This is a genomic window from Streptomyces sp. NBC_01320, assembly GCF_035974375.1.
GTDB classification, from domain to species: Bacteria; Actinomycetota; Actinomycetes; order Streptomycetales; family Streptomycetaceae; genus Streptomyces; species Streptomyces yanii.
Genome location: NZ_CP108390.1, coordinates 8,512,093 through 8,523,908, shown reverse-complemented (window position 1 = coordinate 8,523,908; position 11,816 = coordinate 8,512,093). Strand labels below are relative to the sequence as shown.

Annotated in this window: 11 protein-coding genes and 1 riboswitch; of the genes, 5 read left to right on the top strand and 6 right to left on the bottom strand. The window is 71.2% G+C overall.

Annotated elements, in window-relative coordinates:
• Window positions 1–14: 14 nt before the first annotated feature.
• Window positions 15–716, top strand: a complete 702-nt coding sequence (locus tag OG395_RS38750; protein ID WP_266987107.1) for a hypothetical protein — start codon at window positions 15–17, stop codon at window positions 714–716.
• 348 nt (window positions 717–1,064) lie between these two features.
• Here the strand turns inward: OG395_RS38750 and OG395_RS38745 are convergent, their stop codons facing one another.
• From OG395_RS38745 to OG395_RS38735, 3 genes are all read right to left on the bottom strand, one after another.
• Complete coding sequence (locus tag OG395_RS38745; RefSeq protein WP_327247091.1) at window positions 1,065–1,856, bottom strand: enoyl-CoA hydratase/isomerase family protein; 792 nt, start codon at window positions 1,854–1,856, stop codon at window positions 1,065–1,067.
• Window positions 1,857–2,079: 223 nt separating this feature from the next.
• Window positions 2,080–2,301, bottom strand: a complete 222-nt coding sequence (locus tag OG395_RS38740) for a helix-turn-helix domain-containing protein (RefSeq protein WP_037691626.1) — start codon at window positions 2,299–2,301, stop codon at window positions 2,080–2,082.
• Window positions 2,302–2,660: 359 nt separating this feature from the next.
• Window positions 2,661–4,259, bottom strand: a complete 1,599-nt coding sequence (locus OG395_RS38735) for an ABC-F family ATP-binding cassette domain-containing protein (RefSeq protein WP_327247090.1) — start codon at window positions 4,257–4,259, stop codon at window positions 2,661–2,663.
• Window positions 4,260–4,547: 288 nt separating this feature from the next.
• On the opposite strand from OG395_RS38735, the gene ypfJ reads away from it, so the two are divergent.
• Together ypfJ and OG395_RS38725 are read left to right on the top strand one after the other, a co-directional pair.
• Entirely contained in the window at window positions 4,548–5,438 is an 891-nt protein-coding gene (gene ypfJ, locus OG395_RS38730; protein ID WP_327247089.1) for a KPN_02809 family neutral zinc metallopeptidase, read from the top strand.
• A gap of 72 nt (window positions 5,439–5,510) precedes the next feature.
• Window positions 5,511–5,924 carry a VOC family protein gene (locus OG395_RS38725; protein WP_327247088.1) on the top strand — a complete coding sequence of 138 codons (414 nt, stop codon included), beginning with the start codon at window positions 5,511–5,513 and terminating at the stop codon, window positions 5,922–5,924.
• A gap of 34 nt (window positions 5,925–5,958) precedes the next feature.
• On the opposite strand, the gene OG395_RS38720 is transcribed toward OG395_RS38725, so the two are convergent.
• The 3 genes from OG395_RS38720 to OG395_RS38710 form a co-directional block, all read right to left on the bottom strand.
• Window positions 5,959–7,260, bottom strand: coding sequence for a hypothetical protein (locus tag OG395_RS38720; RefSeq protein WP_327249594.1), 1,302 nt, complete (start codon window positions 7,258–7,260; stop codon window positions 5,959–5,961).
• Between the two features lie 185 nt (window positions 7,261–7,445).
• The gene (locus tag OG395_RS38715; protein WP_327247087.1) at window positions 7,446–8,573 is read right to left on the bottom strand and encodes an alpha/beta hydrolase; all 1,128 of its coding nucleotides are present in this window, start codon (window positions 8,571–8,573) and stop codon (window positions 7,446–7,448) included.
• Between the two features lie 80 nt (window positions 8,574–8,653).
• Window positions 8,654–9,367, bottom strand: a complete 714-nt coding sequence (locus tag OG395_RS38710; RefSeq protein ID WP_327247086.1) for a class II aldolase/adducin family protein — start codon at window positions 9,365–9,367, stop codon at window positions 8,654–8,656.
• 282 nt (window positions 9,368–9,649) lie between these two features.
• Between OG395_RS38710 and OG395_RS38705 the strand changes: the two genes are divergently transcribed.
• Window positions 9,650–10,939, top strand: a complete 1,290-nt coding sequence (locus tag OG395_RS38705) for an inorganic phosphate transporter (RefSeq protein WP_327247085.1) — start codon at window positions 9,650–9,652, stop codon at window positions 10,937–10,939.
• A 12-nt stretch (window positions 10,940–10,951) separates the two neighbouring features.
• Complete coding sequence (locus OG395_RS38700; RefSeq protein ID WP_327247084.1) at window positions 10,952–11,185, top strand: hypothetical protein; 234 nt, start codon at window positions 10,952–10,954, stop codon at window positions 11,183–11,185.
• A 358-nt stretch (window positions 11,186–11,543) separates the two neighbouring features.
• Window positions 11,544–11,674: riboswitch (cobalamin riboswitch) on the top strand.
• The last annotated feature ends 142 nt before the right edge of the window (window positions 11,675–11,816 follow it).

Sequence of the window (11,816 nt, the reverse complement as noted above, 5' to 3'; positions counted from 1 at the left end):
GGCAGGCTGGGGCAATGACGACGGCTGACAGCCCGCACAGGGCCGACGGATGGACGGCGGCGGTACGGCAGAGGCTCGGCCTGGGCAGACTGCTCCCTCTGGGTGGTCCGGCGGACGGTGCGTGGATCGCGGAGCGGGCCGTGGTCTCGGTGCTGCGGCGCTCGGTGGGCGCATCGGGTCCCGGCCCGGTGCTCGGTGACGTACGGATCACCGTGGCGGACCCGGACGCGGCCCCGGACCCGGCGCTGCCGTCGCCGCCGAGCGCGCTGCCGCCCGGACCCCTGCGGATCGAGGCGACGATGTCGGCGACGGCCGACCGGCCGCTGCCCGCCGCCGCGGCCGCCCTGCGCTCGGTCCTCGGGACGGCGGCCACGCAACGGCTCGGATTGGTGGTCGGCGAGGTGGATCTGCGGGTGACGGAGCTGCTGGACACGGTCCCCGACCGGGCGGCCCCGGAGCCTGCCGCGGTACGCGGGGCGGAGCCGGAGGGCGCGGCGGGGACGGCGGCGGCCGCGGTCCCCGGTGTCGCGACACTGACCCATGTGCTGGGCAGCGCGGTGCATACGGCCGCGGACCATGTGCGGGTCGAGCTGGCGACGGACGCGAACCACCGGGCGCTCGATGTGGCACGGGCGGTGCGAACGGCGGTGGCGGACGCCGTGGACGGGCATCCGCCGGTGACCGTGCTGGTCACCGCGGTGGTGGACACGGGATGAAGGGACCGGTCGTCCCTGTGGTGGACACCGAGCCACCGGGATCGTCACGGCCCCGGGCACGTGAAGTGGCCCTGAGAGCCTGTCGGGTGACCTCTGATCGGGCGGCCACGCCCTGGCACGCACGCTTCCCGCGTTACCGAAATGTACTGGTAGCTCCTTCCCCAGGCTCTCAGCTTCGCTCGAGCAGGGGAGACCCCATCCGAGGACATCCCGCCGCCTTGGAATCGCACGCACCACACCGCGTCCGCTATCCGATCGAAGGTCACCCGACAGGCTCTGAGCCGTCGCCACCGTGGCGCACGCGGAGTAACCGGGCGGCTCCCGCTGGGGGGACGCCCGGTGACAGCCTCAGTCGCTGAGGCCCGCGAGGTCGCGGAGGCGGCGCCCCTGGGCCGCGCGCTCGGCGGTGCGCTGGTCCTCGTAGGTACGCGAGACCGCACCGCTCAGCAGCGCCTTGGTCTCGACGACGGCGTCACGCGGGGCCGCCAGCAGTGCGGCGGACAGTTCATGGGTCGCCGCGTCGAGCTCGTCGGCGGGGACCACGAGGTTGGCGAGACCGGTGCGCTCGGCCTCCTGCGCGTGGACGAAGCGGCCGGTGGCGCAGATTTCGAGGGCGCGGGCGTATCCGACCAGGTGCACCAGCGGGTGCGTGCCGGTGAGGTCGGGGACCAGACCGAGGCTGGTCTCACGCATGGCGAACTGCACGTCCTCGGCGACGATCCGCAGATCGCAGGCGAGGGCGAGCTGGAAGCCGGCACCGATCGCATGCCCCTGGACCGCCGCGATCGACACGATGTCGTTGCGGCGCCACCAGGTGAACGCCTCCTGGTACTCGGCGATGGTCGCGTCGAGCTCGGACTCCTTGCCGCGTGCCAGGTCGAGGAAGGACGGCTCACCGTCGAACCCCTCGGGACTGAACGCCTGCCGGTCGAGCCCCGCGGAGAAGGACTTGCCCTCGCCACGGAGCACGACGACCCGCACGCTGCCGGGCAGCGCCCGTCCGGCCTCTGTCAACGCCCGCCACAGAGCGGGGGACTGAGCGTTGCGCTTGGCCGGATTGGTGAGGGTCACCGTGGCAACCGCGTCATCGACGGTGAGTCGTACGCCGTCCTGGTCGAGCACAGAGTCGAGCGAGGTCATGGGGCGCCTCCGGGTCGGGTGCAGTCAGCATGTCGAGCTAAGTGACTGAACAGTAACCACCCGGTCGGCCATGTGGTCGACCGGGTGGCCACCGCCCGAAACCGGTGAGCCCTCGGGGCATGTCCGTCCTGCGACGCGCCCCGATTCGCCCAGGTCCCATCGTCGAGCTGCCGCACTCGCCCAAGGGCGGCAGACGACAGTTCGACGACAGGGCCTGAGGCCGTCAGGCCGTGGCAGCCTTCTTGCCCCGTGTCGCTCCGCCGCGTCCCCGCAGCGTGACCCCGGACTCGCTGAGCATCCGGTGGACGAATCCGTAGGAGCGGCCGGTCTCTTCGGCCAACGCCCGGATGCTCGCACCGGAGTCGTACTTCTTCTTCAGGTCTGCCGCGAGCTTGTCGCGCGCGGTGCCGGTCACCCGGCTGCCCTTCTTCAGAGTCTCGGCCACCCGTGCCTCCTCATGGGAAGTGCGCTCTGGATTCTCATGATCACCCCTCGAGGGCTTCCTGGCCACCCATTCGGCAAGGTCCGTACAACCGGTTTCGCACCCCGGGAATACGCCTTCACAAGCGGAATCTCCCATTCCGAAGGGCTTCGGAGGCGGTCCGGAGCGGAGTTGAGACGAACAGCCAGGTCAGGGCCGTACGAGGGGGCAGGGCCCCACATGGGTGCGCCCGGCAGGTATCTGCCGGGCGCCGCGCCAAGGTACGAGAGGTCCTCACGCAGATGATGGATCACGCGTGGGCCGAATGATCCAGTCGGAGTGGATCATTCGACAGCGGGCGAGGAAACCACCCGGAACGGGAATCAGGCCAGGGCGACCAGGTCCCGGTAGTCCGCACCCCACAGGTCCTCGACACCGTCCGGCAGCAGGATGATCCGCTCCGGCTGGAGCGCCTCGACCGCACCCTCGTCGTGCGTGACGAGGACGACCGCGCCCTTGTACGTGCGCAGCGCGCCGAGGATCTCCTCGCGGCTGGCCGGGTCGAGGTTGTTCGTCGGCTCGTCGAGGAGCAGCACATTGGCGGAGGAGACCACCAGGGTCGCGAGCGCCAGACGGGTCTTCTCCCCGCCGGAGAGCACGCCGGCCGGCTTGTCGACGTCGTCGCCGGAGAAGAGGAACGAGCCCAGCGTCTTGCGGACCTCGACGAGGTCGAGATCCGGGGCGGCGGAGCGCATGTTCTCCAGGACCGTGCGCTCCGGGTCGAGGGTCTCGTGCTCCTGGGCGTAGTAGCCGAGCTTGAGCCCGTGGCCCTCGATGACCTCGCCGGTGTCGGGCTTCTCGGCACCGCCGAGGAGCCGGAGCAGGGTGGTCTTGCCCGCACCGTTGAGGCCGAGGATGACCACGCGGGAGCCCTTGTCGATGGCGAGGTCCACGTCGGTGAAGATTTCGAGCGAACCGTAGGACTTGGACAGCCCCTCCGCCATCAGAGGGGTCTTGCCGCACGGCGAGGGCTCGGGGAAGCGCAGCTTGGCGACCTTGTCGGAGACCCGGACGGCCTCCAGGCCGGAGAGCAGCCGCTCGGCGCGCTTGGCCATGTTCTGCGCGGCGACGGTCTTGGTCGCCTTGGCGCGCATCTTGTCGGCCTGCGAGTTGAGAGCAGCCGCCTTCTTCTCGGCGTTCTGGCGCTCACGCTTGCGGCGCTTCTCGTCGGCCTCGCGCTGCTGCTGGTAGAGCTTCCAGCCCATGTTGTAGATGTCGATCTGCGAGCGGTTGGCGTCGAGGTAGAAGACCTTGTTGACGACCGTCTCGACGAGTTCGACATCGTGGGAGATCACGACGAAGCCGCCGCGGTAGCTCTTCAGGTAGTCGCGCAGCCAGACGATGGAGTCGGCGTCGAGGTGGTTCGTCGGCTCGTCGAGGAGCAGGGTGTCGGCGTCCGAGAACAGGATGCGGGCCAGCTCGACACGGCGACGCTGACCGCCGGAGAGCGTGTGGAGCGGCTGTCCGAGCACGCGGTCGGGCAGGCTGAGCGCGGCGGCGATGGTGGCGGCCTCGGCCTCGGCGGCGTAACCGCCCTTGGTGAGGAACTCCGTCTCCAGCCGCTCGTACTTCTTCATCGCCTTCTCGCGGGTGGCGCCCTTGCCGTTCGCCATCCGCTCCTCGTTCTCACGCATCTTGCGCAGGATCTCGTCGAGACCACGGGCGGACAGGATCCGGTCGCGGGCGAGGACGTCGAGATCACCGGTGCGCGGGTCCTGCGGGAGGTAGCCGACCTCACCGGAGCGGGCGATGGTGCCGCCGGCCGGTGTGCCCTCGCCGGCGAGGCACTTGGTGAGGGTGGTCTTGCCCGCTCCGTTGCGGCCGACGAGGCCGATGCGGTCGCCCTTGGCGATACGGAAGTTGGCGGACTCGATGAGGATGCGGGCGCCGGCACGCAGCTCGATACCGGAAGCGGTGATCACGGAAAAACTCCAGGGCGGGTTGGACGGCGGACGGGACGACTTCAGAGTCTCGACTCGACGCCGCTACTCATGCACAAGGAGAATTGCCATACGGGCCATTCTACTGGCGGTGTGCAACTGCTTTTCCGCATGCTCCTACGGCATTTGCCGATCACTCGCCCAGGATGCCCTCCGGCGCCGCCCCACTGCCTCCATACGGCCACCAGAACAGGCATAGCGGTGTGAACTATCCGATACTCGGCGCAGTGCGGTGAGGCAGCCGCGCCGGATCGGAGAAGTGGTGGCCCCATGCAGTTCGACGACGACGCCGATCTGGACACGTCCGAGGTCAGTGACGTACGCGGCAGCCGGATCCCCGGGGGAAAGGCGACGGTGGGCGGCGGTGTCGCCGGTCTCATCGCCCTGATCCTGGGGCTGCTCTTCGGTGTCGGCCCGGACCAGCTGGGCCTTTCGTCGGGCGACTCGGGTACGACGGCGACCGCGTCGTCGGCGGCGCAGGTCGAGCAGAGCTGCCGGACCGGTCAGGACGCGAACACCAGGGACGACTGCCGCACCGTCGCCGTGGTCAACAGTGTGCAGGACTTCTGGAGCCAGGAGTTCGCCCGCCGGGGCGCTCGCTACGGCGACGCGAGGACGGTTCTGTTCACCGACCGGATCGGGACCGCCTGCGGTTCGGCCACCTCGGCGGTCGGGCCGTTCTACTGCCCGGCCGACCGGCAGGTCTATCTGGACCTGGGGTTCTTCGACGAACTGCGGACCACGTTCGGGTCGAGCGGCGGCCCGTTCGCCGAGGCGTACGTCGTGGCGCACGAGTACGGCCACCATGTGCAGAACCAGATGGGGACGCTCGGCCGCTCGCAGGACGGCCGAACGGGCTCCGGCAGCAACGCCGTGAAGGTGGAGCTGCAGGCGGACTGCTATGCCGGGGTCTGGGCGCACCACGCGACGACCACGCCGGACGAGTCGACCGGGCGGCCTCTGATCACCTCGCTGACGCAGGCGGACATCCGGGACGGGCTCGACGCGGCGGCCGCGGTGGGCGACGACCGGATCCAGGAGAAGTTCCAGGGCCGGGTCACACCGGAGTCCTGGACGCACGGCTCGGCGGCGCAGCGGCAGCAGTGGTTCACCACCGGCTTCCGCAGCGGCGACATGGCCGACTGCAACACCTTCCGGTGAGCCGGCCACTGCCGGTGGCCGACGGAAGACTGAGACGCGGATCACAATCGAGAATGGAAAGAGGTGAGCGCCATGGCGGGCGCACCGGCCGGGGTTCCGACGATCTATCCGACGATTCTGTACGACGACGCGAAGGCCGCGATCAGGACGCTGACGGAGGGGCTGGGGTTCACCGAGGAAGCGGTGTACGAGGGCGAGAACGGCACGGTGCTGCACGCGGAGCTGTCCTGCGGCAACGGCAGGGTGATGCTGGGCTCCAAGGGGCGCGGCGGGACCTTCGCCAAGGCGATGGCGGATGCGGGACCGAGCGGGGTGTACGTCGTGGTGGACGAGGTCGATGCGCACCATGCGCGGGCCGTGGAGTACGGGGTGGAGATCCTGATGCCGCCCACGGATCAGGACTACGGGTCGCGCGACTACATGGCGCGTGACGCGGAGGGCAATGTGTGGAGCTTCGGGACGTACGCCCCGGGGTCCGCGGACTGACCGCGTGCGCGTCCCCGGGCGCTCCCCCTGATTCCTACGCGCCGCCGGTGTGCACCTGGAAGGCGGCCCGGCGGACGGCCTTGGCCAGCGCGGGGTCCGGATGGGCGGCGGCCAGCGCCACCAGCACCTGGACGGTGCGCGGGTGGCCGACGGCCCGGACCTCGTCCAGCAGCGCCGGCACCGTGCCCTGGACGGCGGAGTCGAGATGACGGACCAGCAGTGCCGTCTCGCCGTGGTCGGCGACGGCCGCCGCGGTGTCGACCCAGAGCCAGGTGGCTTCCTCGCGGCTGAGGACCTCCTGGGCGTCCTCGGGGTCGGTTCCGTCGTACTCGGCCAGCCAGAGCAGCGCGTACGGGCGCAGTGAGGGGTCGGTGACGACGGAGCGCACCACTGGCTCGGCGGGGGCGCCGACGACCCGGAGCGCCTCGAAGGCGAGTCCGCGCAGCAGTGCGTCCTCGCCGCGGGCGACGGCGAGCAGTTCGGCGACGGCACTGCCGACGGGGCGGGCGGCCAGCCAGGCGCGGTATTCGGCGCGGGCCGGTCCGGGGGTGAGCCGGGCGCAGCCGAGCAGCATGTCGGCGGCGGACTGCTCGATGTTCCCGGCCGGGCTCTGGGCGGCGACGCAGATCTGTTCCAGCTTGACCCAGACCGCCCAGTTACCGAGCGGGGTGAGGGTGGCATGGCCGACGCCGAGCGTGAGTGCGCCGACGGCGGCCAGTCCCTCCAGCGCCCAGTCGAGGAGCAGCGCGACCAGGGCGGCGGGGTGCGCGGTGGGAGCGGGTTCCGCCGGTGCCTCCGGTCCGTACGGCACCTCGCAGCGCTCCTCGTGGAGTTCGGCGACGCGCTGGCCGAGGAGATCGAGGAGGGCGGGCACGGTGACCGGGCCCGCCGAGAGCTGCAGGAGGGAGAGCACCTGGGGTACGGCCTCGACGGCCTCGGCGACCGCGGTGGACTCGATGCCCTCGGGCGCCGGGTGGACGAGCGACCAGGCGTCGAAGAGCGCCACCCAGCCACGGAGCACGGCGGAGTCGTCACGGTCCCAGGCGCGCAGCCGCCAGCCGGGGCGTGCGGTCTCGCCGTGGAGTTCGACGAGGCCGGCCAGGCGGGCCCGGTCCCAGCCGGAGCGGACCTGTGCCGGGGACAATTCCAGTGCGGCCGCAGCCCGTTCGAGAGCGTGGGCGGCGAGCGGGGCCGTGCCGGGGCTCGCGCCGTCGGCGGCCCAGCGGGCGATCCGTACGGCGTCGGCGAGCGCGGCCCTGGCCTGGCGGGCCAGTTCCGCACGGGGCGGGGTGCCCTCGGGCGGGCGGGGGGCCGGCCTGGTGCGCCGGGTGGTCACGGCCTTGCGGGCGGTGGCAAGGGGTCGCGGGCGGACAAGTCGCAGCCTGGAGTCGCGCGGGGTACGGGACGTCACGGGGAGCAGTCTTGCCTCTGACGGCCCGAAAGCCCAAACGGAACCCGGATTCGCGGCGGAAGGGGGCTGCGGGCCCGGCCGCTACCAACCGTCCGATCCCTCGCATCCGCTCACATCAGCGGCGTCAGGAAGCGCCGCAGCGCCTCTTCGTAACGGGCCGGATCGGCATTCCACATCGCCGCATGCGGAGCCTGCGGTACGGGATGCAGGGCGACCAGGTCGGGACGGCGCTCGGCGAGCTCCCGGCTCGGCTGCCAGGGGGCCAGGGTGTCGTCGGGGCCATGGAAGATCAGCGTCGGGACGCGCAGGGCCTGCGGGAGGGAGGTGTCGAGGAGTCGGGAGCCACGCACACCGGTCTGGCCCTGGGCGGCGCGCAGGGCGAGAGGCAGCAGCGGGGCCGGGACGCCGCGGGCGGTGGCCAGGGCGCGCAGGGTGGTGGCCCAGTCGAGCACGGGGGAGTCCAGGACGAGGCCGCAGATCCGCTCGCGGAGCGCGGAGTTGACGGCCGCGTGCAGCGCCATGGAGGCGCCGGTGGACCAGCCGTGCAGGACGACCTTCTCGGCGCCGTACCGCAAGGCGAAGCGGACGGCCGCGTCCAGGTCGCGCCATTCGGACTCGCCGAGGTGGGCGAGTCCGTCCGGGGAGCGCGGGGCTCCGGGGTCGCCGCGGTAGGCCAGGCCGAGGACCGGCAGCCGCAGCCGGTGCAGGAACTCCATGATGTTCATGGGGTGTTCGCGGGTGGTGCCGAGGCCGTGCACGGTGATGACCCAGGTGTCCCGGGGGCCGGGCACGAACCAGGCGGGCAGGATGCCGAGCTCACCGGGGATCTCGACGTCCCTGTGGTCGAGGCCGAGTGCCGTGCCGGGGTCGCCGCTGTGCAGCGCGGGGGTGATCCTGACCTGGGCGCCGGGTTCCAGGCTGCCGTCGTTGACGCGTTCCAGTCTGCGTACGACGGCGTCGGCGGCGTGCGGTGCCTGCTCGATCACCGGGCCGACGACGGCCTGGACGCCGTCGCCCACCAGTCCGTACGTACCGGGCCGGAGCGCGGCGAAGGAGCGCGTCAGTGTGACCTGCCCGGCCGCCGTGGCGTGCACGGTGAGTTTCCGGTCGGCGGGGAGCGGACGTCCGGACGGCGCCCTCAGGGCGACGTCGCTGGCGTACCGGCCGGCCACGACCGCTGCCGCGCCGACGCCGAGGATGGTGGTGACGGCTGCTGCCGTCGCTGTAGCCGGGCGCACTGCTTCAGTGTCGGAGGGTGTGCCGTGCCCGGCCAGTGGACGGGGGCCGTCCGGTGGCTCGCCGGGCCGCCCTCTCCCGGTCAGCCGGGTTGTCCGTACCCCTTCAGGGCGTCCTGCACGTCGCGCAGCTGAGCGAGGGAGAGCAGGGACGGGGTGTGGCCGGGTACCGAGCTCGCGGTGAGCCAGAGCCTGCACATCCATTCCAGCTGGGCGGTGCGGTCGTAGGCCTCGTCGAGGGTGGATCCGTAGGTGACCGTTCCGTGGTTGCGGAGCAGACAGCCCGTGCGGTCGCGCAGGGCGGCCAGCATGTGCTCGGCCAGCTCCTGCGTTCCGTAGCGCGCATAGGGCGCGGTACGGACGGGGCCGCCGAGCATGGCGGCGGCGTAGTGCACCAGCGGGACCTCGGGGACGAGGGTGGAGACGGCCGTGGCGTGCACGGCGTGGGTGTGCACGACGGCGGCGGCGTCGGTGTGGCGGTAGACCGCCAGGTGGAGCGGGAGTTCGCTGGTCGGGGCAAGGACGCCGAGCACCTGGTTGCCGTGGAGGTCGACGGCCACGGTGTCGCCCGGGCCGAGCCGGTCGTACGGCACACCGCTCGGCGTGACCAGGACGAGGTCGCCGACCCGCGCCGACACATTGCCCGAGGTGCCGACGACCAGGCCCTCCGTCGCGGTCCTGCGGGCGGTGGCGACGACACCGTTCCAGGCCTGCTCGATCGCGTCGCGCGCATCGTTCGCGTCGTGCCCGTTATGACCGTTGTGCCCGTCGCGTGCGTCCTGGTGATGATCGCTCATGGGGGAATCCTGTCAGCGGGGTCGGCGCGGCAGGGGGTCCCGGGTGACCCACATCTCCTTTCGAGGGTTTCCCGGCCCCGGATCACGGGGCGCAACGGGGGGCGGGAGAGGCGAAATCCGGCCACGGCGGGCGCTGCGCCCCGCATCGACTGTCGGTGGCCCGACAAAGAGAACGGCTCAACTCCGTTTGGAGTCACCGCAGGGCCCCGCTCAGTTCATCTTCCGTTCATCCAGGTTGCCTACGTTCCACGTGCCAATGACGTCGAACGATTGCCTGGGTAAATGGAACACATCACGCTGCTACTCGCGATTGTGATCGTGACAGCTCTAGTGTTCGATTTCACGAACGGTTTCCATGACACCGCGAACGCGATGGCGACCACCATCTCGACCGGTGCCCTCAAACCCAAGACGGCGGTGGCCATGTCCGCCGCTCTCAACCTCGTCGGCGCATTCCTGTCGGTGGAGGTCGCCAAAACGATCTCCGGCGGGATCATCAACGAGGAAGGGCTGCGGACAGAAGTCATCTTCGCGGCCCTCGTCGGCGCCATTCTGTGGAATCTGCTGACCTGGCTGGTCGGCCTGCCGTCCAGTTCGTCCCACGCACTCTTCGGCGGCCTGATCGGCGCCGCGGTGATGTCGGCGGGCTGGTCCTCGGTCGACGGCGGCACCGTCGTCACCAAGGTGCTGCTTCCCGCGGTCGCCGCCCCGGTCGTCGCCGGTCTCGCCGCACTGCTGGCGACCAGGCTGACCTACCGGATCGGCGGCGGGATCCGTAACGACGCCCAGGAGAAGGCCACCGCCAAGGGCTACCGGGCCGGCCAGATCGCCTCGGCCGGACTGGTCTCGCTCGCCCACGGCACCAACGACGCGCAGAAGACCATGGGCATCATCACCCTGGCCCTGGTCACCGGTGGCGTCCTGTCCCCCGGCTCGAACCCGCCGGTCTGGGTCATCGTCTCCGCCGGTCTGGCCATCGCACTCGGCACCTACCTGGGCGGCTGGCGCATCATCCGCACCATGGGCAGCGGCCTCACCGAGCTCAAGCCGCCGCAGGGCTTCGCCGCCCAGACCAGCGCGGCCACGGTCATCCTGGCCTCCTCGCACCTCGGCTTCTCCCTCTCCACCACCCAGTCCTGCTCCGGCGCCGTCATGGGTGCGGGGCTCGGCCGCCGGGGCGGTGTGGTCCGCTGGTCCACCGCCACCCGGATGTTCGTCGCCTGGGGTCTGACCCTGCCGGCCGCGGGTCTGGTCGGCGCGGGCGCGGAGTTCCTCACCAAGCAGGGCACCTGGGGTGTCGCCGTCGTCGCCGTCCTGCTCGTCGCGGGCTCCGGAGCGATCTGGCTGCTGTCCCGGCGCAAGCCGGTCGGGCACGACGATGTCGCGCCCACCGGTGAGGACGCCGAACCGGCCGGTGTCATCACCACCGCCATCGCGGCCGTCACCCCGCCGCCGCCCGCCGGGGCGGCCGCGGTCGCCACGGCAGTGGACACGACCACGGACCTCAAGACCACCATCCCGGCCCAGCCCGGAACCGTCGCCGCCGATCCGGCGCGGCCCGCCACGGTGTAAGGACAGATCACCATGAACATCGACTGGGCAGCTCTCGGCTCCGTTTTCGGCGTCTCGCTCGTCGTCACCGTCGCACTGGTGGGCCTCTTCACCCTGGGCATCGTCGGCCTCTCCAAGCAGCCCGAACCGGCCGCGCAGGGCGGCTCCACCGGAGGCTCCCTGGTGCTCGCCCGTGCGGGTGCGTACCTCTGCTTCGGGCTCTGCGCGGCCGCGGTCGCGTACGGGATCTATCTGATCGTCGCCTGAGAGCCTGTCGGGTGACCTTCGATCGGATAGCGGACGCGGTCTGGTGCGTGCGATTCCAAGGCGTCGGGATGTCCTCGGATGGGGTCTCCCCTGCTCGAACGAAGCCGAGAGCCTGGGGAAGGAGCTACTAGGACATTTCGGCAACGCGGGAAGCGTGCGTGCCAGGGCGCGGCCGCCCGATCAGAGGTCACCCGACAGGCTCTGAGCCCCTTCCCGCACTCTCCCATCGGGCCGGACGCACCTCGCGTGTGTCCGGCCCGATGTGCGTCTGCGCACACTGCACCGCCGCAGGTCAACGCCAGGTTGACGGGCGTTCGCGGAGCGTGGTGGACTGCCGGAGCCATTTACGGCGACAGCAGAGGAAGCCGGTGCGAATCCGGCGCGGTCCCGCCACTGTCACCGGGGAGCAGTCCCCCACACCGGAAGTCACGGCTCGCGCATGCGGGTTGGAAGGCCGGGGGAACTGCGGATCCGGGAGCCAGGAGACTCTCGCCGCCGGTCACGTCGAACCAGGGCGCGGACCCTGAGTGAGGACATATCGCCATGCCCGGCTGCCGTGCGTCCGCCGTTTCTGTGCCGCTCCCACCAGGAGTCGGCTGTACGAAGGTCCTTCGAGGCAGTACGGCCGGTT